We start from the raw sequence: 26,996 nt of genomic DNA, 5'->3' as shown, positions 1-26,996 counted from the left end.
ATCGCCGTGATCACAGGGGCGATCGTCACCCTGCTGATCGCGGTCGTGGGCGGCGTCGCGCTCACGGTGATGGTGCACGCACAGAACGAGCAGGTGTGGCGTGACTTGCGCTACGGGGCCGGGCACGGCCATCTGGCCAGCCCCCCGGTGTGCACCTGGCTGTACGCGCCCGGCGTGGACCCCTTGCCCAACGCCCCCGGCGGATTCCCGCTGCGCGCGGACGTGAACCGGGCGCGTAGGACCCACGAGGCCGTGGAGCGCACCTTAGAACGTGATCGCACGGTCTACCTGGTGCGCACACAGGTCCGGGCGGACGGTGACGTCGTGCAGGCGGTGTTCGACATGCGCTTCCAGTTGGCCGACCGCGACCATCTGTGGTCCGCGCTGGGTGTGGCCGAACTGGTGGGACTGCTCGCCGCGGTCGTCACCGGGGCGCTCCTCGGACGAAAGGCCGTGGCACCTCTGGCGGAGGCTCTCACCCGGCAGCATCAGTTCGTCACGGACGCCAGTCACGAACTGCGCACGCCGATCACCCAGGTGCACACGCGGGCACAGGTGCTGGCACGGCAAGCGGCTGACCAGGAGCTGCCGGTCCCGCATAGAGACGGGCTGGCGCGACTGGTCACCTCGGCCGGCCGGCTCGGCGAGGTGCTCGACGACCTACTGCTGTCCGCGAGCCTCGCGGCAGGTCCGGCAGGACCGTCGGAACGCCGGCCGGTCGATCTGGTTGCGCTGGCGCGGGCGGTGGTGGCCGAGGAGTCGGACCGGGCGCGGGCCCGTCGTCTGACCGTCGTCGTGGACGCCCCGCCTCATCCCCTCCTCGTCGACGGCATTCAGTCCGCGCTGCGTCGCGCCGTCGGTGAACTGCTGTCCAACGCGATCGGCCACACCCCGGCCGAGGGGCGGATCAAGGTGACCCTGTCCCGTTTCGCCGACATGGTCGTGCTGGCCGTCACGGACACCGGGTCCGGCTTCGACCCAACTGCGGTCGACCAGCTGTTCCAGAGGTTCCACCGTGGTAGCGGCGACGGCGGACGGTACGGGCTGGGGCTCGCGCTGCTGCGCGAGGTCGTCACGCGCCACGGTGGCACGGTAGCCGCCACCGGTCGTCCGGGCCACGGCGCCCGGTTCACCATCCGGCTGCCGGAGTACGCGCCTGCCGATCCGGACCCTGCACGTCCGGTCACGGCAGCTCGCGCGATGCGAGCAGTCGGGCCGCAGCGCGGACGTCCGCGTCCAGCGGACGGTCCGGCTCGACCGGGGGAATCACCTCGATCAGAGCGTCGAGGAGTTCTGCGCATCGGGGCGCGGTGGGGCGGCGGGCGCCGACGTGAACCGCCTGGCGCAGACCGAGCGCGAGGGAGCCGGACAGCAGGCTGAGCAGCTCCGCCATGTCGTAGGAGCGCAGGGCGGCCTGGGTGCCGAAGGGGACGACGTCCTGGTTGTGCAGGTTCGTCGGCAGACTCTGCATGCCTGCCGGTGTCGCGTTTCGGCGGATCTCCGCGACGAACGCGGTGCTGGCCAGCTGTACCCCCTGGAGACCGTGCTGCAGGCCAGGGGCGGTGGCGAGCATCGGTGGCAGTCCCCCGTTACGTGCCGGATCCGTCAGCAGGTCGAGCTGGCGTTCGGCGAGGTTGCCCAGTTGGGCGGTGACGGAGGCGAGCAGGTCGGCCGCGAACGCGGCGGGTTGCCCGAAGAAGTTTCCGCCGTGCACCACCTTTCCCCTCTCCTCGTCGTCCTCGGGGAAGAACAGCGGATTGTCACTGACGCCGCCCAGGTCCGCGGCGACCACGCCGTCGACGTAGCGCAGCGCGTCCTCGGCTGCGCCGAGCAACTGCGGGGCGCAACGAATGCTGTAAGGCTCCTGCAGCGGCCGGTCACCGGAGGGGGTGACGCCGGTGAGTGTTTCCCGCATCCGGGCGCCGACATCGATCGCGCCGGTGTGGCCGTAGACGCGCAGCAGGTCCCCGTCGAGGAAGCCGGGGTCGCAGCCGAGAGTGTCGGCCAGCAGACAGGTGAGGGCCATGAGTGAGCGGTGCGCCGTGCGGACGGTGTCGCGGGCCAGAACCGTGGCGGCGGTGGTGACCGAGGTGCCGTTGACGAGGGCGAGCGCGTCGCGGCCGTCCAGGGCGAGCGGGCGCAGCCCGGCGGCGGTCAGTGCCTCCTCGGCCGGCATGCGGCGGCCGTCCACGTAGGCATGCCCCCGGCCGCGCAGCGCTTGGGTGGCGTAGGCGAGCGGGATGAGGTCACCGCTCGCGCCGACGGAGCCGTAGCGGGGGATGGCGGGCGAGAACGTCGTGGCGAACATCGCGGTGAGCCGGTCGACGACTTCGGCGGACGCGCCGGAGATGCCCTGGGCGAGGGACCATGTGCGCAGCAGGAGGGCGGCACGAGTGATCTCGTGCGGCAGGTCCGGTCCTTGGCCGGCACCGAGGTGGGCCAGGGTGTTGTCGCACTGGTCCACCTCGTCGGGGCGGCCGGCGTACCCCACGAGTGCGCCGAATCCGGTGGTGGCACCGTAGATCGACGGGGCCTCGCCGCCGCTGTCGCCGTGCCGCAGGCCGTGGAAGAACCGGCGGCCGCGTTCCAGACGGGCCCGGGCCTCGGGGTCCACGGTGACGGTGAGCGGCATCGCCGCGCGGCGCAGGGCCGCGGAGTCCGGGGGGCGGGTGAGTGAGACGGCGTTCATGGTGGTGGGCACGTTGCGAAACGTAGGCGGGAAATCTCAGAGCGCTCTGAATTCCGGTGACTAGCTTCCGGGGAATGACCCATGACTACCTGATCATCGGTGCGGGGCCCGCCGGACTGCAGCTTGCCGCCTTGTTCGAGCGGGACGGCGCGGACTACGTCGTCCTGGAACGCGGCAGTGGTCCGGGGACGTTCTTCACGCGGTTCCCCCGGCACCGCTATCTGATCTCGAACAACAAAGTACACACGGGGTATGACGATCCGGAGCTGCGGCTGCGGATGGACTGGAACTCCCTGCTGAGCGACGACCCGGAGCTCCTGTTCACCCGGTACAGTCCCCGTTACTTCCCGCCGGCCGACGACCTCGTGCGCTACCTCTCGGACTTCGCCTCACGGACCGGGGCGCGCGTGCGGTACGACACCGCCGTCGAGAAGGTCTCACGGGACGCGGCGGGATTCGCCGTCACCGACCACACCGGGAAGACGTGGCGTGCACGGCACCTGGTGGTCGCCACCGGAGTGCCGGTACCGAACCTGCCGGCGGTGCCGGGCGTCGAACTGGCCGAACGCTACGACACGATCGACACCGATCCGGAGTCGTTCACCGATCAGCGGGTGCTCATCATCGGCCGCGGGAACTCCGCCTTCGAGACAGCCGAGAACCTGATGGAGACCGCGGCGGTCATTCACGTCGTCGGCTCGGGCTCGCTGAAGATGGCCTGGCGAACGCACTATGTGGGACACCTGCGCGCGGTCTACAACAACTTTCTGGACAGCTACCAACTGAAGTCGCAGAACGCCCTCCTCGACGGCAGGGTGCTCGCCATCAGGCGCGAACGGGACGGCTTCCACGTACCGGTCGCCTTCGAGCGGGTCGACGAAGTGGTCAAGGAGATCCGCTACGACCGGGTGATCGTCGCTACCGGCTTCCGGTTCGACGGCTCGATCTTCGACCACACCTGCGCACCGGACCTGATCATCGACGGCCGTTTCCCGGCGTTGACGCCTCTCGGCGAATCGGTCAACGTACCCGGCCTGTACTTCGCGGGGACGCTGATGCAGGGCCGTGACTTCGGGAAGGCCACGACCGGCTTCATCCACGGCTTCCGCTACGCGGTGCGTGCGCTGCACCGGGGCCTGCGGCAGCGCCACGACGGCGTGCCATGGCCGACGACGGCGCTCGGGGACGCCACGGAGCGGGCCGCCGACGCGGTGATCAGCCGCGTCAACCGGTCCTCCGCCCTGTGGCAGCAGTTCGCCGTCCTCGGCGACCTGCTGCTGCTCGCCCCTGACGGCACGCTGCGCTACGCCGAGGAGATTCCCGTCTCTCACGTGCCGGGCGCCGTGCGCGCCGGGGACTTCGGTGAAGTGGACGCCTACGCGGTGGTCACCCTGGAGTACGGGGAGGACCACGACCGGGTGGACCCGTTCGACGTCTCCGCGGGCCGCAAATCCCAGCAGGACGTGTCCGGCCTGGACGGCCGCTATCTGCATCCGGTCGTCCGCTGGTACCGGGACGGCGGTCTCGTCGCCGAACACCACCTCACAGAGAACCTCGAGAACGAGTGGGACAGCGAGGAGTTCCACCGCGCCCCACTGGACGCCTTCCTCGAAGCGCACCGCAGCCCGGCCGCCCCGGTGGCGCCGTGACCCTCCGCGAACTGCACGACAGTGCACGGAAGATGCTGGATCCGGTCTTCTACGACTACGTGGCGGGCGGCGCGGGCGACGAGCGTGTCGTCGCCGACAACGAGCGGGCCTTCGACCGGTACGCGCTGCTGCCGAGGGTGCTGAGCGGCAGCGAGGCGCGGGACACCGCAGTCGATCTGCCGGGCGCCCGGCAGGCCGCCCCGGTGATCGTCGCACCGACCGCCTTCCACCGGCTGGTGCACCGGGACGGCGAGCGTGCCACGGCCCGTGCAGCCGCGGCCGAGGGCGCCGTACTGGTGACGGGGACGGCCGCGACCACCGCGGTCCTCGAGGTCGTCGCCGCGGCGCGAGAAGCGGCCCCGGACCCGGCCGTGTGGTTCCAGCTGTATCTGCACCCCCGCAGGGAGGTCACCGCGGCCCTCGTCCGGCGCGCCGAGGACGCGGGCTGCACGGCACTGGTGGTCACCGTCGACTCGCCGGTGTTCGGCCGGCACACCAGAGACCTGCGCAACGGGTTCACCGACCTGCCACCCGGATACGCCGCGGAGAACATGCGCGATCTGCCCGGGGCCGAGCCGGGCGCGCTGACCGCCGTCCCCATGTCCCCCGCGGTCCGCTGGCCGGACTTCGCCGAGGCCCTGCGCGGCACCTCACTTCCCGTACTGATCAAGGGGGTTCTGCATCCGGACGACGCGCGGCTGGCTGTCGACCACGGCGCGGCCGGGGTGATCGTCTCCAACCACGGGGGCCGCCAGTGCGACGCGGTCCCGGCGGCCGTGCACTGCCTGCCGGCGATCACGGACGCGGTCGCGGGCCGGGTGCCCGTCCTGCTCGACGGCGGGGTACGCCGGGGCAGCGACGTCGCGATGGCGCTCGCCCTGGGGGCGAGCGCCGTCGGCGTCGGACGCCCCGTGATGTGGGGTCTTGCCGTCGACGGGGAGGCGGGAGCACGGCGGGTCCTCGCGACACTGCGCGACGAGTACGACCACACGCTCGCCCTGTGCGGTGGTCGCCGGAACGCCGATCTGACGACCGACATGGTCGTACGGAAGGGTGGGACATGGTGAGGAGCCGGACGCGTTCGGACACGTGGTCGCTGCCGCGCGCCGTGGTGGAGCTGCGCGTGCGGATCTTCGAGAAGGTCAACGGCGACCGGGCGGTGACCCTGCCCAACGCCATCCACGGCCCGGAGGTGTTCGAGCGGGTCTACGCGCACCCGGCCGCGAACGGACGAAGCGAGGGGGCCGGTCTGTCCGACCTGTTCTGGTACTGGCTGGCGCCGGGACCCGAGGTGCACCAGGAGCACCTGGAGCCCGGCGAGCGCTACCAGGACGTGGCCGCTACGACGCGGCGCATCCTCGCCGGGAACTCGGCCGATCTCGCGGCGTCGGCCGCCCACGCCGTCGCCGCCGCACTGGACGAACTGCCGGACACGCGGGTCAGCCTCGTACGGCTGCGGGACCTGGTGATGCCCGCGTGGGCCGCGTTCTGCTACGAGCTGGTCTTCCAGGAGCCGTGCCCGCCGGTGGCCCGGAAACTGATCACCACTCACGCCGATGACGTGATCACTGCCCTGAAGTGCACCGGTCTGCGCCATCCGCGACGCCGGGCCCGGTTGACGGCCTATCTACGGGATCGTGTCGCGGCCGGCCACGTGCCGCACCGGCTGCCGGCCTCCCTTTCGCTGCCGGAGCAGGTGCACTACCTGCAAGGGACGTTCTTCAACACGGCCGTAGTGCAGCTGTCCGAGGCGACCGCGCACGTCCTGCTCGCCCTCGCCCGCCACCCGGACGTGCAGCAACGCCTCGGCGCGGATGCGGAAGGCGACCGGTACCTCGCGCAGGTGCTCGACGAGACGATGCGTCTGTACCCACTCTTCGGCATCGCCCATCGCATCACCACGGACGAAATACCGCTGGACGAGACGACGGTACTGCCGGCCGGTTCCGTGGTGTGCTTCAGCTATCCCGACTACCACGCCACCGGATACGAACGCCCCGACGAGTTCGACCCGGACCGCTGGGCGAACCTGGCCGCCAAGGATGTCCATCACATCCCGTACGGCGTAGCGGCGAACCGCCCGTGCCCGGCCTGGCGGCTGTCGCCGCTCGTGCTGCGCGCCGCGGTCCGGGAGGTGCTGGGCCGGTTCCGGCTGGACTCGACGGTCTCGCACACCCGCTCCATCCCGCACCGGGCGCCCTGCCTGCTGATTCCGCGCGGCCTGCTGCCCGGGCCTCGCCGCCTGAGCGCGCTGCGGAGCTTCGTCCGGCTGCGGGACGGGGTGGAGGACGTCACCCGGGGTGTACGTCAGCTGGTTCTCGGCACGCTCATGGTCCTGCATGCCCGCAGGCTGCGTCCGGCGGAACGGTACTTCGACGGACGACGGGCCGGAGGCTGTCCGGCCCCTCACCCTGAGAGAGGGGTCGGATGACTCCCGAGGAGCCGCGTCGGTCCGTCCGCGGTGAGGAGATGACCGCACCCACGCAGCCGGCGTCGCTGATATCCCGTCCTCTGATGTTCTGGACCGGTGTCGCCCTCACCTGTGCGGGCGTCGGCCAGCACGTGTGGATGTTCATCGATTCCGCGTCCATGGGATTCCACATGGCGATGATGGGGACGTCCGGCGTCATGTGGGCCGCCATGGTCGCCATCGTGGTGGGCGTGGCGGTCTCCGGGTACGCGGTCGTGCAGCCTCCCGGAGCGGATCCTGCGGCCGCCCCGGCTCCGGCCCCGACGCCCCCGACGAGCCGCCACCGTCTCATCGCCGTTCTGAGCTTCGCGTTGATGGTGGACCAGATGAAACCCGCCACTCTGGCGTTCATCCAGCCCGGTATGCGTGCCGAGTTCCACCTCAGCGCCGCTGACATCTCCTGGTTGCCCACAGTGGCGCTGAGCGGCACGGTGGTGGGATCACTCGTGGGGGGCCGCGCCGCGGACCGTATCGGGCGCAGGGCCACGATTCTCGTCGCGTCCCTTCTGTTCCTCGGCACGACCGTGTGCGGCGCCATGCCGACCTTCACCGGCATCCTCGTCATGTGCGCTCTGATGGGCATGGCGGCAGGAGGCATGCTGCCCGTCGTCTACGCCCTGATGACCGAGAGCCTGCCACCCGGACGACGCGCGGCCATCATGGTGCTCCAGGCCGGGCTCACCACCACGGGCGGCTACATGGCGGCCGCCGGACTGGCCGCAGTGCTCATCCCGCTGGCCGGGTGGCGAGTTCTGTGGTTCGCCCAGCTCCCGCTGGTCCTGATCCTGATCGCGCTGAACAGGTGGATTCCGGAATCGGCCGCCTTCACCGCACAGCAGTCGCGGCCCGTGCGTGTCCCCGCCTCCACCCTGTTCAAGGGCTCCCAGAGAGCCAAGACGCTGGTCGTCAGCGGTTACGCGCTCGCCTGGGGCCTCGTCTACTGGGGTTTCATCACCTTCCTGCCCACCCAGCTGGAGGCCGCGAACGAGGGGGGCACGTCCGCCGCCACGCTGCTGTTCATCTCCTCGCTGTTGTCCATCCCCACCTGTGTGGTGGCCGCGTGGCTCTACATGCGCTGGTCGGCGAAGGGCACCATGGTCGTCTACGCGGCCCTCACCGTCGCGGCGCTGCTCGCCCTGGCCTCCGTCGGGCTGGACGGCAGCCGGCCGATCCTCCTCACCGCGGTGATACTGCTCTTCGCCGGAACCGCCGGTGTCATCGCACTGATCGGTCCCTACACGGCCGAGATCTACCCCATGGCCATCCGGGGGACGGCGGGCGGCTGGGCCGCGGCAGTCGGCAAGTCCGGCGGAGCCTTCGGGCCCCCTCTGATCGCACTGGTCCTCTCCGCGCCGGGAGGCATGCGCACCGCAGCCGTGCTGGTCGCAGTACCCATGGCCGTCGCCGGGGGCGCCGTCGCCCTCCGCGGGAGCAATCCGCGGGCGGCTGCCCAGCATTCCGGGGACGCCGCCCGGCTGGACGCCGAGCTCGACGATCTGGTGCGCAGCAGAACCGTTCCCGCCGAGAGGACCACGGGGGTGACGCCTCTGCCGGGCAAGGACGGTGCTGCGCCGTGAGCAGCGGCGTCCACGACGTCGCTCGCGCCGTGCCCGCTTCCCTGCCACACGGTGCCGCCCCGGTCGGCACTTCCTGAACGGACCGTGCCCCGCCCGCGCGTTTCGCGCGACGGCGGGGCACGGCTCGGGGCGGGGGCCGACCCGCTAACCCCCACCCGCGAGACTCCGTTTGTCGGGTTTCCCGGCAGCCGTGAGAGGTACCTCCTCGATGAGGGTGAGCCGGGTGGGTGCGCAGGCCTCGCCCAGGCCCGTTGTCACCAGCGCGCGCAGTTCTGCGAGTTCCGGGGTGTGACCGGCCTCGGGTACGACGAAGGCATGGACGGCCTCACCCGTACTGTCGTCGGGCACAGCGACGACGTACGCCTCGGCCACCGAGGGGTGTGCGGCGAGCAGCCGTTCGACCGGCCCGGCGTAGTGCACGTTGGCGTTGACGATGATCACGTCACGGATCCGTCCCGTGAGCCACAGCCGGCCCGACGCGTCGAGCCGGCCGAGGTCGCGGGTACGTACCCACCCGTCGCGGAACACCTCGGCCGTGAGAGCGGGTTCCTGCCAGTAGCCGGAGCTCTGGGACGGGGTACGGACGAAGAGTTCGCCGTCGGTGCCGTGCGGCACCGGGCGGCCGGAGGGGTCGCGGACCTCCAGTTCGACGGGCGGTACTCCGAGGGAGCCGGCCGGCTCCTCCGGCGTGGCCATGGAGATCATGCCGGTCTCGGTCTGCCCGTAGCCGTGGAAGACGACCGGGCCGAGAACTGCGGCGGCCTCCCGCAGCCTGCCCGGCTCCAGCGGGGAGCCCGACACCATCAGCGCGCGGAGACCGCCGAGGTCCACCGGCGACTCGCGCTGGGCGGCGAGGAGTTTCGTCAGCCGGGCGGCCGTGACGACGCTCGCGGTCGCCCGGTGCCGCACCAGGGCATCGGGAAAGTTCGACGGGTCGGCGGTGACGAGGGTGCCGCCGGCGGCAAGTGTGAGCAGCCCGTACTCCATCATCACCTGGCTGGCCAGGGTGCCGAACACCAGGAATCGGTCCAGGCGCCCGGCGAGTTCGCGGACGGCGGGTGGCCAGGTGTCCGGCCGGTGCACCCAGGACGCGGTCATCGCCGCGTAGGTCTGTGCGCACGCCTTGGGGAGACCGGTGCTGCCGCTGGTGTGCAGGAGCCGGGCGACGTCGCCGGGCCGGGCCAGGACCCGTGGCCGGACACCGTCGTCCGCCGACGCCAGCAGATCGTCGAGCGCGAGGACGGGCCCGTTCCTCGTGTTGCCGGAGCCGTCGGACCGGTCGGCGACCGTCACCTCGGCGCCCCGCAGGAGATGATCGCGCTGACTTGCGGTCAGGCCGGGCCGTACACCGACGACACGAGCCCCGACGACGTGAGCGGCGATGATCGCGGCGAACGCCCCGGGGTCGGCCCCCAGCAGCATGGCGACGCCGTCGCCGGGCCCGGCTCCCCGCTGCCGCAGGCCGTTCACCGCGCGCCGCACCATACCGAGGAGCCGGTCTCCGGAGACCTCCCGGCCGGCGTGCTCGAACACCGGCCGATCGCCTGCCGCGTCGAGGGTGTCCAGTACGGCGCCGGGGAACTGCTCAGTCAAGGCACTCCTTCAAGAAAGTCGTGAGCGGCTGCCGGTGGACCTCCGCCAAGTTCCATTCGTTCTCCAGGTTCTCCGCCAGGTGATGGGTCCCGGCGAGCACTCCGTCCCGGTAGTGCCGGACGACGGGATGGAGGTACGTGGAGTCCATGGCGTGGTCCACGTCGTTCTCGACGACCCGGGGGACGCCGACGTCGAACGGGTCGACCTGGTCGTGCTCGGGTCCGTACTCCAGGTCGACGACGAACCGGTGCGGGGCGGGCCCGAGGCCGCCGTCGGTGACGTAGTCCAGTGGGACCTCCTCCTGGTACACGGCCACGTCGCCGTGCACGCCGACCACGTCACCGAGGAACCCGAACTGCTGCCACAGGGCCGACGAGCGGTTGACGCGGCCGATGACGGCGTCGGCGATCGCCTCCGGCGTCGCGGTGAGCGTCCGGGCCGGCCAGGGGGTGTCGAGGTGACGAGCGCTCAGGATGCGGTGCAGGGCGCGAGTCGCGTAGCGGAAACCGTGGATGAAACCGTTGGTGGACTTCTTGAAGTCCCGCTGCTGCATCAGGGTGCCGGCGAAGTAGAGGTCCGGTACGTTGACCGACTCGAAGGACGAGGTCTGCTCGGGAAACCGGTCCTTGATGACGAGCGCGGGGCGGCAGGTCTCGTCGAAGACGGACGCGTCGAAGCGGAAGCCGGTGCAGACGATGATCCGGTCGTAGTGCAGTTCGCGCAGCGGTTCCGTGGTCCGCGCGTAGCGGAGCATCACCCGGAAGCCGCCGCTCCCGGCCTTCTCGATGCTCTCCAGGGTGCCGTCGAGCACCGCGTTCTGCGACTTGAGCTGATAGGTGTCCAGGAAGTTGTTGTTCACCGCGCGCAGATGCCCGAGATAGTGGGTCTTCCAGGCGAGTTTCACCGAGTGCGGTCCGACGACGTGGATCACCGCGGCCTTCTCGATGAGACTGTCGGCGGTTTCGAAGGCGGAGTTCCCCTTGCCGACGACCAGCACCCGCTGGTCGGTGAAGGACACCGGGTCGGGATCGAAGGTGTCGTACCGCTCGGCGAGTTCGACGCCCGGGACGGGTGGTTCGTAGAGCCGGGAGATACCGGTCGCCATGACGAGCCGCCTGGCCTGCCAGGAGCGCCCGCCGCCGTCCAGGACGGTGAACACACCGTCCGCACGGGAGACCCGCACGACCTCCGTCCCGTACTCGACGCGCACGCCGGTACGGGCCGCGAAGTCGGCCAGGTAGCCCACCAGGTCGTCCGCCGGTGGGAAGTAGCGCTCGCTGTACCGGGTGAAGAGCAGCTCCGGGTCGTCGCTGAGCAGCGAGTTCCAGTCCATGCGCAGGTTGAGTTCCGGGTCCGTGAAACCCGTGTGCACCTTGTTCGTCGATATCAGCTGCCGATGGCGGGGGTACCGGGTGAAGAACGTCCCCGGTCCACTCCCCCGCTCCAGGACGACATAGTCGCGCCCGTCGCGCTCCAGCAGAGAGGCAAGTTGAAGTCCGGCCGGTCCGGCCCCGATGATGAGATAGTCGCGCACCATGGGCCGGACGGTAGTGAGGCCAAATCAGAGGGCTCTGAGATTCCGTGGCCCCACCGACTGCTGAACTCCTGATCGCTCCGGCCGGGCCGTCCGCGGTGGTCGCCTCGCGCAGTCGCTCGTCGCCGGGGGCTCCGTCCGACACGTCACGTGCGGAGTCATGGGCGGACCGCCGCGAACGCGAACGCCCGACGGTACGAACTGTTTGTTCGGCGAACTCACTCCTTCTGGTAGCGGCGGTCTCCTCACCGTCACATCTCTCCCCCTACGCGGTTACCTAGGAGGACTCATTGAGCCGAGTCCGGGATCAACGGACCGCAGGAGACAGGTGACGGACATGCGAACTGAGGCCACCGAGCGGGTCGATCTGGTCTTTTCCCTCTTCGACGCCAACGGCAACGGGGTCCTCGACTCCGACGACTTCGACCTCATGACGGAACGTGTTCTGGAGGTCGCGGTCGCATCGGACGACGGAGCCAAGGAGGCCATCCGGGCCGCGTTCCGCCGTTACTGGACCACGCTGGCCGCGGAGTTGGACGCCGACGGCGACGGTGTGATCACCGTCGACGAGTTCCGTCCGTTCGTCCTCGACCCCGAGCGCTTCGGTCCCACGATCACCGAGTTCGCCGAGGCGCTCGCCGTACTCGGCGACCCGGACGGGGACGGGCTGATCGAGCGCCCGCTCTTCGTATCGCTGATGACGGCGATCGGCTTCGCGGAGGCGAACATCCACGCGCTTTTCGACGCCTTCGGCCCGGACGCCGAGGACCGCGTCACCGTGACCACGTGGGCCAGGGGCATCGAGGACTACTACGCCCCGGACATGGGCGGGATTCCGGCTGACCAGTTGGTGGCTGTCCGGGCCGTCTGACGCTGCCCGCACATGAGCGTTCCGTGACGGCGCGGGCCGTCACGGAACGCCGCCCGGGCGGCACGGACCCAGGCTCGACCGCACGCACGCGGGCGTCGGCCCCCGTGAGGTCACGGCGATGGCGTGACCGTGCCGGTCTCGTGGTGAGCGGAGCTCAGGGTCGGGGCTTGTGCGCGAAAATCCAGCGGTTCCCCTCCAGTGCGTCGTTCGGCTCGGGGAGGGGGCCACGTCCCCGCAGACGGGTGAAGTCGAAGGGCGTGTGCATCGAGGTGGACCAGCCCTTGGCCACCAGGTCACCTGCGGAGTCGGGGCGCGGCCCCCTGTCGAAGAGGTCGAGCAGATCGATGCCGATCTGCTCCCGCGTCGCCGTGTAGATCAGACTGTCGCGGTACGCCATGAGGTCCTTCTCCAGCTTGGCCTCGAAGGCCAGGGCGCTGCCCCCGGTGGTGAGCCGGTCGACCGTGTCGATGAGGTACGTCTCGGCCGGGCCCGGCAGGTAGAAGAGCAGTCCTTCGGCCAGCCAGACGCTCGGGGCGGCCGGGTCGAAGCCGACAGAGGTCAGCGCGGTGACCCAGTCGTCGCGCAGGTCGACCGGTACCGGAACCCGCTTCGCCTTCGGGGCGGCCGACAGGTTGTTGAGCACCTGTTGCTTGAAGGCCAGCACGCCCGCCCTGTCGATCTCGAAGACGACGCAGTCGGACGGCAGGTCCAGCCGGAAGGCGCGGGTGTCCAGTCCCGCACCCAGCAGGACCACTTGCCGCACGCCCGTACGGACCGAACGGTGGAGGAAGTCGTCGAGGACTCCGGTCCTCAGGCCGAAGTAGCGGGCGAACCTCCCCCACAACGGGTTGTCGTCCCCGTCCGGGACCTGTTGGATGCTCACCGGCCAGTCCGCGCAGGCGGGGGCCGCGCGTACGAAGTGTTCCGCGTAGACGTCCTGGGCCAGGCTGTCGTGGCGGTGGGTCTCGATCGCCCGTGCGGCGGCGACCAGGAGGGCGGTCAGTCCCACGCCCGCGTCCACGCCTTCCACGCCGGTCCGCCGCGTCGCCGTGGCGGGCGTGTCCGCTTCGGTGGGAGCGGAGAACACGCAGGGTTCGCTGGTGAGATGGCGGGGGTCTTTGGTGGTGGACGTTTCACTCATCGGTTTCTTCCTTCCGGCAGCAGGACGGGCTTGATCACGCGTCCGGCGTCACAGTCGCGTTCGGCCTCGTTGATGTCGGCCAACGGATAGGTGCGGATCAGTTGGTCGAAGGGGAAGCGGCCGGCCTGCCACATACCGATCAGCCGGGGTATCAGCAGTTCGGGTACGGCGTCCCCCTCGCAGATGTGCCGGATGCTGCGGCCCCCGTCGAGCGTGCCCGGTTCGAGCGGCAGTGCGGTATGGAGGCGTGCCACGAGACCGAGGGTGCCGGTGGGGCGCAGCGCGCGGAGCGCGTCGTTGATGAGCGGGGCGGAGGCCGTGGTGTCCAGGGCGTACTGCGCGCCGCCGTCGGTGTGCCGGCGGATGCGCTCGGCGAGTCCGGCCGTCACGGCGGGCAGAGGGACCGCGCCGAACCGCTCGGCCAGGTCCAGGCGCCCGGGATGCCGGTCGACGGCCACGGTCCGTACGCCGGCGGCGGTGGCCGCCATCACCGCGGCCAGGCCCACGGCTCCCGCACCGAGGACGACGAGGGTGTCGCCTGGGCCGGCACGGAAGGTGTTCAGCACGGCTCCGGCACCGGTGAGGGCACCGCAGCCGAGCGGACCGAGCAGTTCGAGCGGCAGGGCGGGGTCGACCCGGACGGCGTTGCGCGCCGGGACGAGGGCGTATTCGGCGAAGGAGGACTGGCCGAACCACCGAAAGGCCAGCGCTCCCCCGACGGCGTCGGTGAGCCGTGAAGCACCCTCCTCGCGTCCCCCGAAGAGGTTGAGTGAGGCGAAGGAGTCGCAGTAGGCGGGGGACGCGCCGCGGCAGTTCCGGCAGTGTCCGCAGGAATCGAAGCTCAGCACGACGTGGTCACCGACGCCGATCGCGCTGTCCGGGCCGTCGCCCGACGCCACCACGACTCCGGTCCCCTCGTGGCCGAGGACCGCCGGCAGCGGGGTGCGTCCGGCTGATCGCCGGACCGCGAGATCGGTCCGGCACATGCCGGATCCCGCGATCTCGACGAGGATCTCACCGGCGGCCGGTCCGGTGCTCAGGACGACCTCCTCGACCGCGAACGGCGTCTCGTACGAGCGCAGCACGGCGGCTCGGAACCTCATCGCTCTTCCTCCTGCGGCCGGTGCACGACGAACGGACGGAGGTTGCCGTAGAGACCCCACGGTCCACCCGCGACACCGACCCCGCTGTCCTTGATGCCTGCGAAGGGCTGGGCGAGGGAGAGTTCGGCGTGGTGGTTGATCCAGGCCGTGCCGCATTCGAGCCGGTCTGCTGTCGCAGCCGCCCGGTCGAGATCGGTGCCCCACACGGAGCCGCCCAGTCCGAAGCCGGTGCCGTTGGCCGCTTCGACGGCTTCGTCGAGGTTCCGGTACGGCAGCACCGGCAGGACCGGTCCGAACTGTTCCCTGGTCACCACCGGGTCGTCGGGAGGGACGTCCGTGAGGATCGTGGGAGCGAAGAAGTAGCCCGGCCCGTCGAGCCGGTGACCGCCGGTCGCCGCCCGGGCGCCGGCCGCCAGTGCCCGTTGCGTGACCCGCTCGACCCGGGCCAGCTGGGGGGCGTTGTTGACCGGCCCGAGCCGGGTGTCCGAGTCCAGGCCCGGTCCGACGACGACGGTCTTCGCGCGGTGTGCGAGGGCCTCGACGACCTCGGCGTGGAGCCGGGCCGGTGCGTAGACGCGTTTGACCGCCATGCAGACCTGCCCGCAGTTACGGAAGGCGGCCCAGAACAGCCGGTCCGCGATCCGGTCCACGTCGACGTCGTCCAGGAGGACGGCGGCGTCGTTCCCGCCCAGTTCCAGGGTGACACGGGCGAGGGAGGCCGCCGCAGCCCCGGCGACGGCCCGCCCGGTCGGCACCGAGCCGGTGAAGGTGACGTGGCGGATACCCGGGTGGGAGGCGAGGTGGGCACCGAGGGGTTCCCGGCCGGTGACGACGGTCAGGACGTCCTCGGGCAGGGCTGTGGCGAGGACGGCACCGAGCAGTCGGGTGGCAAGAGGGGTGTACGGGGACGGTTTGAGGATCACGGTGTTGCCGGCCGCGAGTGCGGGCGCGAACTTCGCCGACGCGAGTTGGAGGGGAAAGTTCCACGGCACGATCGCCGCAACGGTTCCGAGAGGACGCCAGCGGATCTCGCTGTGCACGGGGCGGCCGTCGTCGATCCGGCGGGTACGGGGAGCCAGACCGGCGAAGTACCGCAGCCGGGCCGCCGTACGGGCGACCTCGGCGTACGACTCGGCCAGGGGCTTGCCCTGTTCCCTGGTGAGCAACGGAGCGAGGTCGTCTGCGGCAGCCTCCACGGCGTCGGCGGCGGCGTTCAGTCCGGTGGTACGGGCGGCCGGGTCGGCGCGCCATCCGGTCCAGGCGCGCCGGGCCCGGTCGATCACGTGGTCCAGCTCGTCCGGCTGCTGGTCGGGGGTCTCGTCGAAGGTCTCCCCCGTGGCCGGGTCGATGACGGCAAGGCATGGGGCACGGTGTGCGGGGGCGCGGCCGGCTTCCGGTGTCGGCATCCCGGTGGTCAGTTCAGGGCCGGGACGTCGGCGCCGTACTCCCGGGCCTGCCGGTCCATCTCCGCCCGGAAGGCGGCGACCAGGAGCGGCTGGATCCTTCCGGCATTGCGGTCACCGCCCGAGCAGACCGCTCCCCGCACGCCCACGATGTCCGTGCCGATACGGGTCAGCGGACCGAGGTCGGCCTGCTTGACACTGCCCGCGAGGGCGGCGAGCAGTCCGGACGCGTGGGTGCGGCGGACGAACTCGGCGCAGACGTCCGGTGGAACGTGGTCGAACAGCCTCGTCCCGTCCTTGATCGCGGTGTCCAGCATGGCCGCGTCGGCACCGGCGCGGGCCGCGATGTCGGGCAGGGCGAGCGGATTGACGCATCCGACGCGGTGGGCGTCGGCGTAGCCCGAGGCGACGACGAGCGCGTCCGGGCGGTGGTCCTTCACCGCCCGGACAACCGCCCGCATGACCTCGACGCCCTGCTCGGGAGTCGTGCATCCGTACAGCCCCACCTTGATGTACGTGGCGCCGGAGACGGCCGCGCCGAGCGCGGCCTGCGCCACGGTGCCGGGCTTGTAGGGCACGTCGCCCACGGTGGCGGACACCGGTTTGTCCGCCGGTACCGCGTCGCGGATCTCCCGGATGACCCAAGGGAAGTTGGCGCCCAGCGAGCCCTCGTCGGGCTTCTTGACGTCGACGATGTCGAGGTGTTCCGCCGCCTTCGCGCAGGCGAGCGCTTCCTCGACGCCGTCCGGGGAGATGAGAAGCAACACCGTGAACTCCTTCCGCCGCGAGTCCGCCCGGCCGAGGACGGGGAACCGCGGATCACCTGGTTCATGTGCGGTGTGCTCATCATTTCCATCGACAGCGCGTACCGGTAGGGCGTGCGGAGTTCCCCGGGCGGCGCGTGCACGCACGCGTACGGCTCCGCGTGCACCGGCGCGAACCAGAGCGTGGATCCTGCCGGATGGCCGGGAGGTCCACGTGGGCGGAGGTCCACGGGACGGCTGGGTCACAGAGGCGAAGTGGACCGGTGGTGGCAACCTCGGTGAATGGGAGAAGTCCCCGTACAACCCGGATCTCACGTGCAACGAGGTTCGGCTCACCTCACAGACCGGCAAGCTGCTCGCTCTCGGACGGCCGGGGGCCACCGTTCGCGCACGCACTCCCGTCCCGCTCCGCCTCCGGGCAGATGCCGGCCGTCGAGCAGGCGCGCTTCGCCCGGCCACCGGGCTCCTGAGGCTCGGACAGCGCCACGGCACCGGTCGCCGACCCGCCGCGTCGCCGACCCGCCGCGTCGCTGACGCGACAGTCGCGAACACGTCGCTTACAGTCCCGTGACATGCCGGACCGCCAGCGCCACACACGGCGTCGCGCGGCCTACCGTGGTGGTCATGCGTGTACTGGTCACCGGCGGCGCCGGGTTCATCGGTTCGGAGATCGTGCGGTCCCTGGTTTCGGCCGGGCACGAGGCGGTGGTCCTCGATGCCCTGCTTCCCTCGGCCCACCGGCGGGCCCCCTCACCGCCCGGAGGTGCGGACGGAATCATCGTGGCGGACGTGCGGGACCGCGAGGCGGTCGACCGTGCGCTGCGGGGCATCGACGCGGTGTGCCACCAGGCGGCGATGGTCGGTCTCGGCAAGGACTTCGCGGACGCACCGGACTACGTGGGGTGCAACGACCTCGGGACAGCCGTGCTGCTCGCCGCGATGGCCGGGGCGGGGGTGCGGAGTCTGGTGGTCGCGGGCTCGATGGTGGTGTATGGGGAGGGCAGGTACGACTGCCGGAGGCATGGGCCGGTGCGGCCCGGACCGCGCACGGAGGCCGACCTCGACGCAGGCCGGTTCGAGCCTCGCTGCCCTTCCTGCGAGATGCAGCTTGTTCCCGGACTCGTCGGTGAGGACGCGCCGGTGGACCCGCGCAACGTGTATGCGACGACAAAGCTCGCCCAGGAGCACCTGGCGTCCGCGTGGGCGCGGGCGACGGGCGGGCGCGCGGTGTCACTGCGCTACCACAACGTGTACGGACCTGGCATGCCGCGTGACACCCCGTACGCCGGTGTCGCCTCCTTCTTCCGTTCGGCGCTGGCCCGGGGCGAGTCGCCCCGCGTCTTCGAGGACGGCGGCCAGCGGCGGGACTTCGTCCATGTACGGGATGTGGCCTCCGCGAACGTGGTGGCTCTGCAGGCGGTCGCGGAACGCGAGCCGGGCGCCTTCGCCGCGTACAACACCGGGAGCGGGCAGCCCCACACCATCGGCGAGATGGCCGCGGCCCTGGCCTCGGCCTACGGGGGCCCGGCCCCGGTGGTCACCGGTGAGTACCGGCTCGGGGACGTACGCCATGTCACGGCGGACTCGCGGCGGCTGCGCGAGGAACTGGGCTGGAGGCCGGAAGTGGGCTTCGTCCCGGGGATGGTGCAGTTCGCGGAGGAACCGCTGCGGGAGGCGGCCGCCGGACTCCCGGCGTGAGGATCACGCGGCCGGCAGGGTCACCTCGAAGCAGCAGCCACCGCTGACGTTGCGGACCTCAGCCCGGCCGGCGTGCGCTTCGACGATGCCGCGCACGATCGCGAGTCCGAGTCCCGCCCCGGCCGGAGGAGTGCGGGCATGGGTCCCGCGCCAGCCGGTGTCGAAGACGCGGGACAGGTCCTCCTCCGGGATGCCGCCGCAGCCGTCGGTCACCGAGAGCACCACCCCCTCGTCCGCGCGGTGTGCGGCGACGGCGACCGTCCCGTCGGCGGGGGTCCGACGGATCGCGTTCATCAAAAGATTATCCAGCACTCGGCTCATCTCCTTGCCGTCGACCTCGACGGGCACCGCCTCGATCCGATCGCTGATCAGCCGGACTCCGAGCGCACGGGCCAGCGGATCCGCACCGGCGAGCGCGTCGCCCACCAGGTCGTAGACGGAGATTCGTGTGGGGGTGAGGAGGAGTGAGCCGGCATGGATGCGGGACAGCTCGAACAGGTCGCCGACCATGTCGCTCATCCGCTCCACCTCGGTCCGTATCTGCCGCAGATAGCGCTGCGTGTCGACAACCATGCCGTCCTCCAACGCCTCGGACATGGCCCGCAGACCGGCGAGCGGGGTACGCAGGTCGTGCGAGATCCAGGCGACGAGTTCACGCCGCGAGGTCTCCAGTGCGCGCTCCCGTTCACGTGACGCGTCGAGCTTGGCGCTGGTGGCGGCGAGTTCGCGGGTGAGTGCGGCAAGTTCGGCGGTGGCCGGGGCCTCCGGGGCCGCGAAGGTGCCTCCCTCTCCGAACGAACGAGCGGCGAGGGTCAGATCGCGACTCCTCGCCGCCACCCAGCGGCCGAGCAGCATCGCGGTGGCGAGGGAGACGACGGCCGCCATGGCGACGACGGTGGTGACCACGGTGAGGTCGTGCCGCGACAGGAACATCGCCCAGGCTACGGCCAGGGTGCCGGCGAGCATCGCGGTGACCGCCACCGCGGCGACGACGGTCAACGAGACGACGAGCGAACGATGGCGGAGGAGGCGCAGCGCGAGTGCGCCGAGCAGCCCGGCAACGGCGGCACCGAGAAAGGCGAAGAGGGCGATGAGCAGGGTGTCGGTCATGACGACGCTCCGCCCCCGCAGCCCCCCGGAAGTGCGGGGCCGGAAGCTGACGGGCCGGGATCTGCTCGGCCCGAGCCGGCCTCGCCCGTGGACGTCGGGCCCATTGCGCCGGCGCCGGGTCCGGGTCCGGGTCCGGGTTCCGGTGGAGTGGCGGCGCCTCCGTCAGGAGGCAGGTCGAGCCGGTAGCCGACGCCCCAGACCGTACGGATCAGCTCCGGGCTTGCCGGATCTGCCTCCACCTTCCCGCGCAGCCGGCGGACGTGCACCGTCACGGTGGACAGGTCACCGAAATCCCAGCCCCAGACCTCGCGCATCAGTTCCTCCCGGGTGAAGACACGGCCCGGGTGGCGCAGGAGGAAGGCGAGGAGGTCGAACTCCCGCAGGGTGAGTGACAGCACGCGGCCCCCGGACGTCGCGCGTCTGGCCGCGGGGTCGAGGACGAGACCCGCGCCCTCCAGCGGCGCCGTAGGGCCGGACGGGGCCGCAGCCGCCCTGGCGCGGCGCAGCACGGAGTCGACCCTCAGGACGAGTTCACGGGGGCTGAACGGTTTGGTGACGTAGTCGTCCGCACCTGTTTCCAGGCCGAGGACGCGATCCTCCTCGTCCCCGCGCGCGGTGAGCATGATGACGGGCACCGGTCCGTACGCCCGCATGCGGCGGCAGACCTCGAATCCGTCCATGCCCGGCAGCATCAGGTCCAGAACGGTCAGGTCCGGGCGCCGGGCGGCGAACAGGTCCAGCGCGGCCGGTCCGTCGGCCGCCCTGAGCACGTCATATCCGGCACCGGTCAGGTATCCGGTGACCACCTCCGCGACCGTGGGATCGTCGTCCACGACGAGTACGCGTCCGCGGGCGGGGTCTCCGGTCGCGGCTCTGCCTGCCGACCGTGTGCTCCGTACGGTGACGGCCGCACAGGACGGCACGACTCCGCTTCCCGGGCGGGCGCCCTCACCCGCAGGGTGGGGGGAGGGCGTCCCGTCGGCGGAACTCTGCGGTGCGGGATCCGGGGTGGGCTGCATGCCACCACCTTGGCACCTGCCGGGGCGGAGGCCGAACGTCTCAGGAGACGCCGGTCGGCGACGTTCATTTTTCGTAAGAATCCAGTACCCGATTTGCAGGTTTCCGCTCCGTAGGGTGATCCGCGTGATTCCTCCTTCCGGTACATCCGCTCCCCGCGCCGATATCGTCCTGCCCTGTCTGGACGAAGCTGCTGCCCTGCCCGCGGTGATGGCCTCGGTCCCCCGTGGCTGGAGGGCGATCGTCGTGGACAACGGCTCGCGCGACGGCTCGGCCGAGCTGGCCGAGTCCCTCGGCGCGACGGTGGTGCGCGAACCACGCCGCGGCTTCGGCGCGGCCTGCCACGCCGGACTGCTCGCCTCCGAGGCGGAGTTCGTCTGCTTCTGCGACTGCGACGGCTCACTCGATCCCGGGCTCCTGCCGGATTTCGTCCGCCGGATCGCCGACGGCGAGAGCGATCTGCTGCTCGGCAGACGTCGTCCCGTGGAGCGGGGAGCCTGGCCCCTGCACGCACGCACGGGCAATGCTGTGCTCGCCCGCATGCTGCGCCGCCGCACCGGGCTGCGGCTGCACGACCTCGGGCCGATGCGGGCCGCGCGCAGGGCAGATCTGTTGGGGCTAGGTCTCACCGACCGGCGCAGCGGCTATCCGCTGCAGATGGTCGTCCGCGCGGCCGACACGGGACTCCGTGTCACCGAAACGGATGTCCCGTACCTCGCTCGGACGGGAAAATCCAAGGTCACCGGCACCTGGCGGGGCACCTGGCACGCGGTGCGCGACATGCGGGCCGTGCTGGGAGAGACGCCGGTCCCGGTGGGGGCCTCTCGATGAGTTCGCCCGTGCCCGGCTTCGCAGGCGCGCCCCCGACCGGAGTGACGACCTTGCTGGTCATCGCGAAGGAACCACTCCCCGGCCGGGTCAAGACCCGGCTCACTCCGCCCTTCTCCCCAGCCGAGGCCGCAGCCCTGGCCGAGGCGTCGCTCGCCGACACCCTGGACACCGTCCGCACTCTGCCGGCCGCGCGGCACGTGCTCGTCCTGGACGGAAGGCCCGGCCGCTGGCTGCCGCCGGGCATCGAGGTGACGGAGCAGTGCGCGGGGGGTCTCGACGAACGGCTCGCCGCCGCATTCGGCTCCTGCACCGGCCCGGCCCTCCTGATCGGGATGGACACGCCGCAGGCCACGGCAGCCGATCTGGCCGCCGCTCTCGCCCCTGGTGCCTGGGACGGCTGCGACGCCTGGTTCGGCCCGGCCGAGGACGGCGGATTCTGGGCCCTGGGCCTGGCCGAACCCGACCCCGGGCTCCTGCGCGGTGTCCCGATGTCCGTCCCCACGACCGGTGCCGTGCAGCGCCGTCGGCTGGTCGAGGCGGGGCTGACCGTCCGGGACCTTCCCCGGCTACGGGACGTGGACACAGCGGCCGACGCCACGCACGTCGCCGCGCTCGCACCTGACGGGCGGTTCGCCGCCGAACTCGCCCGGCTGACCCGTGCGGCGGTCCGATGAGCCGCACGGGCCGGGACCACGACACGATGAACCCGCCGTACCCGGACGCCACCTCATGGACCACCGATTCGTGGAGCGCCGATCCGTACGCCGACGCCCTACGTCAGGGGCACGGTCCGCTCTTCCTCCGCCGCACGGACGGCTGGCTGCTGCCGCTCGACGTCGAACGCTGGTGCTCCGACGCGGACAACGCAGACCTGTCGGCGCTGCGCCGCTGTGAGGGCCCGGTTCTGGACATCGGGTGTGGGCCCGGGAGGCTGGTCGCCGCACTGGCGGCCCGCGGCGACCGGGCGCTCGGGATCGATGTCAGCGAAGCCGCAGTCGACCACACCCTGCTGCTCGGTGGTTCCGCACTGCACCGCTCGGTCTTCGAGCAACTGCCGGACGAGGGTCGTTGGGGCACCGTCCTGCTCATCGACGGCAACATCGGCATCGGCGGGGACCCGTCCCGTCTGCTGCGCCGCTCGGCGGACCTGCTCGCCCCCGGCGGGCTGCTCATTGTGGAAACCACGCCGCAGGACGTCGACGAGCGAGTACGCGTGCAGCTGGACGACGGACGCGCCTCGGCCTGCGGGCCGACCACAGCGGTTTTCCCGTGGGCCCGGCTCGGCACCGCCGCCCTGCTGAGGTACGCCCGCCCCGAGGGACTGCACGCGGTCGATCAATGGGGTACGGACGGCCGTGCCTTCGTCGCCCTGCGGCGCATCCGTGCGGTCCGGACGACCAGCCAGGCCCCGGAGACGAAGAACAGGGCAGCCGTGATCAGCAGCCAGTTCCCGAGGAAGACATCGGGGGACAGTCCGCTGGCCGGCTCGTAACGCTCGGCCTGCCGGGTGATCAGCGGGAACCACACGAGCAACAGCAGTCCGGAGAGGAACACCGGCACCCTCACGTGGCTCACCAGGCCGGAGCGCCGGCCGACGGACCGGCACAGCAGCCGGTCCGCGGCCGCGCAGACCGGAACCAGCACCAGGTCGTGCACGAAAGCAGCGCCGACGAACCACACGATCACGCCGAAGGTGTCGCCCGCCAGGAGGCGTACACCCGCATAGCCCGCCAGGGCGAAAGAGGCGGCCATCAGCAGGAAGTGCAATGGTCCCTCCCCGTACCAGCGCCGCGGGACGGCCCACGGGTCACGCCTGTTCACAGTGCTCCAAAGGTCAGCCGGGACACCCATTTGGTGTTGAGTACGCCGGGGGCCGCCGGGACGATGACGCGTGCCGGGTATCCGTGATCGAGTGTCAGTTCCTCCCCGTTGACGCTCAGGGCCAGCAGGGAACGCGCATCGCGCACCTGGTTGTCGCGCAGTGCGACCCGGCGGAACGGTCCCTTGCGCTGAACCGACTCCACCAGCAGTCCGGGCGCGCCCGCCGGGTATCCGGCGAGTGCAGCGAGATCCCTCAGCCGTACTCCCCTCCACCACTGGTCCGAGGTGGACCAGCCCTCCACGCACGCGATCGGCAGCGCCGCGCTGTACTGGTCCATGGCCAGCAACTGCGGCCGGGTGAAACGGAACTCGCCGGCCGGCCCCTTGACGGTGAGCCACCAGCCCTCCCCGGTCTCGGCCTGGGTGATGCCCGCCGCGGCGGCCGTCTTGTTGATCTGAAAGCCGTTCGGCCCCGGGCCCGGCTCGGCGGCGCCGTGCGGAGTGAGGACGGCGAGACGCCGCAGCGGTCCGTCGAAACTGCGTCCTGCCGAGGTGATCAGCAGGAGCAGCGAACCGGCGCCCACCGTGGTCAGTGCCCCTCGGCGGGACAGCGTCGGCGGGGAAGGGGCGGGGGACTCCAGCGGGTCGCCCGCCACGCTCTCGCTCAGTCCTCCCGACCGGAGCACCCGCACGGACTGCGGGACCCGGAGCGCAGCGTGGGCGAGGAACGCGGCGAAGAACACCCACGCCCCATAGAAGTGCAGCGGGTAGAAGGAGCCCGGGAACAGGTACTCCAGCTGGATGTTGAGCAGCCCGGTGACGAACTCGAACAACGCACCGCCCACCAGGAGCAGCAGCGAGATCCGCTCCAGGGCGTGCCCGACGGAGCGGACCGGCGGCAGCGTGAAGAGTTTCGGCACGACCGACCAGAGCTTGGCCAGCAGGACCGGGACGAGCGTGATGCCGAGCGTGACGTGGAGCCCCTGCGTGAGCCGGTACAGCCAGTGCGGCCCGGTCGGCCAGGCGAAGAGGTAGAAGCCCAGCAGCCCCTTGTCAGGCGTCTTGTCGTTGACCGGATGCAGGTCCGGGTTGTACGCGGCGTACGAGAGCAGGCCGGTCACGAACAGCACGGTGATCCCGGCGAGCAGGACGACACCGAGCACCGCGGTGAACCGCACACCGCGCACCGGGCTGCGCCAGAACCCCGGCGCGGAGGGGAGGCGGTCGAGGACCGTGGTCGCGCGACCGGCGAGGAGGCGGGAGAGGAACGCGGGTGGGGTCGGACTGTTCCGACGGCTGTCGCCCATGCCCCGACGCTATGCCGGGAGTGGAGGGGGCGGGCCGTTGCGACTCCTGACGAAATGATGACATCACCCCGGTGAGCACGCAGGCGGCACCGGCCGTCCTCGTACGCACCGGAATCTGACAGTTCGGTGACGCGCCCCGCCACACGGGCACCCCCGCGCCCTGCCTTGCGTACGGTGCCGGTGTGAAGACCGTGGACCGCACCGACCGACCCGCTCAACGGCTCCCCGCGCAGCGCGCCGGGCACCTCCGCGACATTGGCGCCGCCGTGGCGGGCCTCCTGCTGGTCGCCGCTGCTGTGCTCGTCGGGCGGGCCTTCGACGACTCCGTGCGCGTCCTCGTGGTCCACTGGCCGCCGCTGCTCGCGACCTGGTACCCGCATGTGGGGCCCGGGACCTGGGCCGCACCCGTCGTCGCGACAGCTGTCATCGCCTACGGTCCCGTCCTCGCCGGCCGGCTGCGCTGGCGTCAGCTGCTCCTCAGCTGCTACGTCGCCTCGCTCGCCTGGGTCTTCTCGCTCGCGCTGGTCGACGGCTGGGGCCGTGGGATTGCCGCACGGCTCACCACCAAGCACGAGTACCTGCGCGTCATCGGCCGTTTCGACGACATCGGTGCCGCCCTGCGCGGATTCAACGACCACATTCTGGTCGGCCCGCCGGGCAACTGGCCGGCTCACGTCGCCGGGCACCCGCCGGGGTCCACCTTGACCTTCGTCCTGCTGGACCGCATCGGGCTGGGCGGCGGCGCCTGGGCCGGGGTCTGGTGCATCGTGACCGGTGCCTCTGCGGCAGTGGCCGTCCTGATCACCGTCCGTACGCTCGCGGACGAATACACCGCCCGCCGAGCCGCGCCGTTCCTCGTCCTCACACCCGTCGCCATCTGGGCAGGCACCTCGGCGGACGGGTACTTCACCGCGGTGGCCGCCTGGTCAGTCGCCCTGCTGGCCCTGGGTGCCACCCGCAAGGACCGCAGCCCCGCGGCGGCCACGCTGGCCGGCGGCCTCCTCTTCGGGCTGACCTGCTATCTGAGCTACGGCCTGACACTCGTCGCGCTCCCGCTCCTCGCCGTTCTCGTACTCGCCCGTACCGCCCGGCCGCTCCCCCTCTTCCTGCTGGGCTCTCTGGTGGTGCCGGTGGCCTTCACGCTCGCGGGCTTCAACTGGTGGGAGGCGTACCACCTGCTCGTCGAGCGCTACTACCAAGGTGCAGGCGGTGTCCGTCCCTACTCCTACTGGGTCTGGGCCAACCTCGCCTGCACGGCGATCGCCGTCGGACCGGCAACACTCGCGGGCCTGCGCCGGGCCGCGACGGGCGCCCCGGGAACGGTACGCACCCTGCGCACGGGGACCACAGTTCCCTCGCAGTCTCTGGTACTGCTCGTGTCGGCGGCGCTGCTGGCCCTGCTGGCAGCCGATCTCTCAGGCATGAGCAAGGCAGAGACGGAACGGATCTGGCAGCCGTTCATGCTCTGGCTTCTCCCGGTCGCCGCGCTGCTGCCCACGCAGGGCCGACGCGGCTGGCTGGCGGCCCAGGCCTGCGTCGCCCTCACGGTCAACCACCTGCTCTGGACCGGCTGGTAGTCCCGGGCCTGACCGGTTTCGGCCGGTGACGACGGGACTGATCGTCTCACCACGTCTCGTCACGCCGACACGTTCCACCCACAGACGAATCGACGGCTTCAGAGCTTCAACGGGGCCGTGAAGAGCCATACTTGACGTGCGGGGAACGCCCCGCGGTGGCTCGGCAGCGGGAGAGGCAGCAATCCGGTGAGCAGCGGAAATAACAAGGGGCTGGGCAAGGCCGAGGTACGACTGAAGTGGGACCCGAGCCCCTGGGACCGGCCCCCTCACCATCTCGACATCATCACCGCGACGTACACCGCCGAAGCCCCCTACGGGAATCCCGTGTACCTCGTCCACTACGACAGTCGTTCACCGGACGGCACCATCAACATGAGCCGCCACAGTCAGACCGGCCAAGGCTTCGGCTACGTCGAAGCGGTGACCATCGAACTCGATCGCCTCGCATCCACTTTTGCTCGGGTCGTGGTCGGCGTTGCGATTCACCAGAACAACGGTCACAAGACCTTCGGTGACATATCGAACGCCGGAGTTCTGGTCCTCGACGGATACACAGAGCTCCTGACCGATGACTTCAGCCGGCTCTCCGAATCCACCGCCGGAACCGTGGCAGAGTTCACCAGGACCCCCGCCGGAACGTGGGAGTTCCACAAGATGCTCCGGGGCTTCGACGACGATCCGGTGGCGTTCAGCGCGACAATGGGGTCGCCTGTCGCCCCTGCCGACGGCGACAACGAGGAAAGGTAGCCACTTCTGACGGGATCTCCTGTCGGAAGACTCGAAATCCCCCTCGGCAAGCTCCTGCGCCGGACTGGGTACTGCCTCTACAAGATTCTCGATG

At 71.0% G+C, this 26,996-nt stretch carries 21 protein-coding genes and 1 pseudogene; 12 read left to right on the top strand and 10 right to left on the bottom strand.

Going from position 1 to position 26,996, the window contains the following annotated elements:
- Positions 1-69: 69 nt before the first annotated feature.
- Positions 70-1,137: pseudogene (locus tag JOC24_RS33555) on the top strand (sensor histidine kinase); the annotation flags it as partial.
- 46 nt (positions 1,138-1,183) lie between these two features.
- On the opposite strand, the gene hutH reads toward JOC24_RS33555, so the two are convergent.
- Positions 1,184-2,689 (bottom strand): HAL/PAL/TAL family ammonia-lyase, encoded by a 1,506-nt coding sequence (hutH, locus tag JOC24_RS33550; protein WP_239581141.1) that lies wholly within the window; start codon positions 2,687-2,689, stop codon positions 1,184-1,186.
- A 74-nt stretch (positions 2,690-2,763) separates the two neighbouring features.
- Here hutH and JOC24_RS28745 point away from each other — a divergent pair, with 74 nt between their 5' ends.
- From JOC24_RS28745 to JOC24_RS28730, 4 genes are read left to right on the top strand one after another with little or no spacing between them, the layout of a single operon-like run.
- Positions 2,764-4,338 (top strand): NAD(P)-binding domain-containing protein, encoded by a 1,575-nt coding sequence (locus tag JOC24_RS28745; RefSeq protein ID WP_205023335.1) that lies wholly within the window; start codon positions 2,764-2,766, stop codon positions 4,336-4,338.
- A complete protein-coding gene (locus JOC24_RS28740) occupies positions 4,335-5,405 on the top strand; it encodes an alpha-hydroxy acid oxidase (RefSeq protein ID WP_205023334.1) in 1,071 nt (356 codons plus the stop codon). Before JOC24_RS28745 ends, JOC24_RS28740 begins: the two co-directional genes overlap by 4 nt.
- Entirely contained in the window at positions 5,399-6,769 is a 1,371-nt protein-coding gene (locus JOC24_RS28735; RefSeq protein ID WP_205023333.1) for a cytochrome P450, read from the top strand. The genes JOC24_RS28740 and JOC24_RS28735 overlap by 7 nt, the downstream gene beginning before the upstream one ends.
- 38 nt (positions 6,770-6,807) lie before the next feature.
- Entirely contained in the window at positions 6,808-8,385 is a 1,578-nt protein-coding gene (locus JOC24_RS28730; RefSeq protein WP_205023332.1) for an MFS transporter, read from the top strand.
- Between the two features lie 144 nt (positions 8,386-8,529).
- On the opposite strand, the gene JOC24_RS28725 is transcribed toward JOC24_RS28730, so the two are convergent.
- Together JOC24_RS28725 and JOC24_RS28720 are read right to left on the bottom strand one after the other, a co-directional pair.
- The gene (locus JOC24_RS28725) at positions 8,530-9,978 is read right to left on the bottom strand and encodes a class I adenylate-forming enzyme family protein (RefSeq protein ID WP_205023331.1); all 1,449 of its coding nucleotides are present in this window, start codon (positions 9,976-9,978) and stop codon (positions 8,530-8,532) included.
- Entirely contained in the window at positions 9,971-11,515 is a 1,545-nt protein-coding gene (locus JOC24_RS28720) for an NAD(P)-binding domain-containing protein (protein WP_205023330.1), read from the bottom strand. Before JOC24_RS28720 ends, JOC24_RS28725 begins: the two co-directional genes overlap by 8 nt.
- Positions 11,516-11,849: 334 nt before the next feature.
- Here JOC24_RS28720 and JOC24_RS28715 point away from each other — a divergent pair, with 334 nt between their 5' ends.
- Entirely contained in the window at positions 11,850-12,383 is a 534-nt protein-coding gene (locus tag JOC24_RS28715; RefSeq protein WP_205023329.1) for an EF-hand domain-containing protein, read from the top strand.
- 154 nt (positions 12,384-12,537) lie between these two features.
- Here JOC24_RS28715 and JOC24_RS28710 read toward each other — a convergent pair whose 3' ends face one another.
- The 4 genes from JOC24_RS28710 to JOC24_RS28695 form a co-directional block, all read right to left on the bottom strand.
- Positions 12,538-13,413 carry a class I SAM-dependent methyltransferase gene (locus JOC24_RS28710; RefSeq protein ID WP_307792774.1) on the bottom strand — a complete coding sequence of 292 codons (876 nt, stop codon included), beginning with the start codon at positions 13,411-13,413 and terminating at the stop codon, positions 12,538-12,540.
- Between the two features lie 107 nt (positions 13,414-13,520).
- Positions 13,521-14,627: an NAD(P)-dependent alcohol dehydrogenase gene (locus JOC24_RS28705; protein ID WP_205023327.1), complete on the bottom strand. Its 1,107-nt coding sequence runs from the start codon at positions 14,625-14,627 to the stop codon at positions 13,521-13,523.
- Positions 14,624-16,033 (bottom strand): aldehyde dehydrogenase family protein, encoded by a 1,410-nt coding sequence (locus JOC24_RS28700; RefSeq protein WP_205023326.1) that lies wholly within the window; start codon positions 16,031-16,033, stop codon positions 14,624-14,626. Before JOC24_RS28700 ends, JOC24_RS28705 begins: the two co-directional genes overlap by 4 nt.
- Positions 16,034-16,041: 8 nt before the next feature.
- Positions 16,042-16,797 carry a (5-formylfuran-3-yl)methyl phosphate synthase gene (locus tag JOC24_RS28695; RefSeq protein ID WP_205023325.1) on the bottom strand — a complete coding sequence of 252 codons (756 nt, stop codon included), beginning with the start codon at positions 16,795-16,797 and terminating at the stop codon, positions 16,042-16,044.
- 621 nt (positions 16,798-17,418) lie between these two features.
- Between JOC24_RS28695 and JOC24_RS28690 the strand changes: the two genes are divergently transcribed.
- Positions 17,419-18,492, top strand: a complete 1,074-nt coding sequence (locus JOC24_RS28690) for an NAD-dependent epimerase/dehydratase family protein (RefSeq protein ID WP_205023324.1) — start codon at positions 17,419-17,421, stop codon at positions 18,490-18,492.
- Between the two features lie 3 nt (positions 18,493-18,495).
- Here JOC24_RS28690 and JOC24_RS28685 read toward each other — a convergent pair whose 3' ends face one another.
- Positions 18,496-19,602, bottom strand: a complete 1,107-nt coding sequence (locus tag JOC24_RS28685) for a sensor histidine kinase (RefSeq protein ID WP_205023323.1) — start codon at positions 19,600-19,602, stop codon at positions 18,496-18,498.
- Positions 19,599-20,435: a response regulator transcription factor gene (locus JOC24_RS28680; protein ID WP_307792773.1), complete on the bottom strand. Its 837-nt coding sequence runs from the start codon at positions 20,433-20,435 to the stop codon at positions 19,599-19,601. The genes JOC24_RS28685 and JOC24_RS28680 overlap by 4 nt, the downstream gene beginning before the upstream one ends.
- Before the next feature lie 310 nt (positions 20,436-20,745).
- Between JOC24_RS28680 and JOC24_RS28675 the strand changes: the two genes are divergently transcribed.
- Genes JOC24_RS28675 through JOC24_RS28665 form a run of 3 tightly spaced genes read left to right on the top strand, consistent with a single transcriptional unit; the run spans position 20,746 to position 22,942 of the window.
- Complete coding sequence (locus tag JOC24_RS28675) at positions 20,746-21,450, top strand: glycosyltransferase family 2 protein (protein WP_307792770.1); 705 nt, start codon at positions 20,746-20,748, stop codon at positions 21,448-21,450.
- The gene (locus tag JOC24_RS28670; RefSeq protein WP_205023321.1) at positions 21,447-22,124 is read left to right on the top strand and encodes a TIGR04282 family arsenosugar biosynthesis glycosyltransferase; all 678 of its coding nucleotides are present in this window, start codon (positions 21,447-21,449) and stop codon (positions 22,122-22,124) included. Before JOC24_RS28675 ends, JOC24_RS28670 begins: the two co-directional genes overlap by 4 nt.
- A gap of 26 nt (positions 22,125-22,150) precedes the next feature.
- Complete coding sequence (locus JOC24_RS28665) at positions 22,151-22,942, top strand: class I SAM-dependent methyltransferase (RefSeq protein ID WP_239581137.1); 792 nt, start codon at positions 22,151-22,153, stop codon at positions 22,940-22,942.
- A gap of 325 nt (positions 22,943-23,267) precedes the next feature.
- On the opposite strand, the gene JOC24_RS28660 is transcribed toward JOC24_RS28665, so the two are convergent.
- On the bottom strand, positions 23,268-24,578 hold the full coding sequence (locus JOC24_RS28660; protein ID WP_205023319.1) for a molybdopterin-dependent oxidoreductase: 1,311 nt from the start codon (positions 24,576-24,578) through the stop codon (positions 23,268-23,270).
- Between the two features lie 182 nt (positions 24,579-24,760).
- On the opposite strand from JOC24_RS28660, the gene JOC24_RS28655 reads away from it, so the two are divergent.
- Both JOC24_RS28655 and JOC24_RS28650 read left to right on the top strand, forming a co-directional pair.
- Positions 24,761-26,155, top strand: coding sequence for a hypothetical protein (locus tag JOC24_RS28655; RefSeq protein WP_205023318.1), 1,395 nt, complete (start codon positions 24,761-24,763; stop codon positions 26,153-26,155).
- A gap of 186 nt (positions 26,156-26,341) precedes the next feature.
- On the top strand, positions 26,342-26,902 hold the full coding sequence (locus JOC24_RS28650; protein WP_205023317.1) for a TerD family protein: 561 nt from the start codon (positions 26,342-26,344) through the stop codon (positions 26,900-26,902).
- The last annotated feature ends 94 nt before the right edge of the window (positions 26,903-26,996 follow it).

Source organism: Streptomyces sp. HB132 (genome assembly GCF_016909575.1).
Classification (GTDB): domain Bacteria; phylum Actinomycetota; class Actinomycetes; order Streptomycetales; family Streptomycetaceae; genus Streptomyces.
Note: the sequence above shows the minus strand (reverse complement) of the source record. Positions and strands in the feature narration are given on the sequence as shown.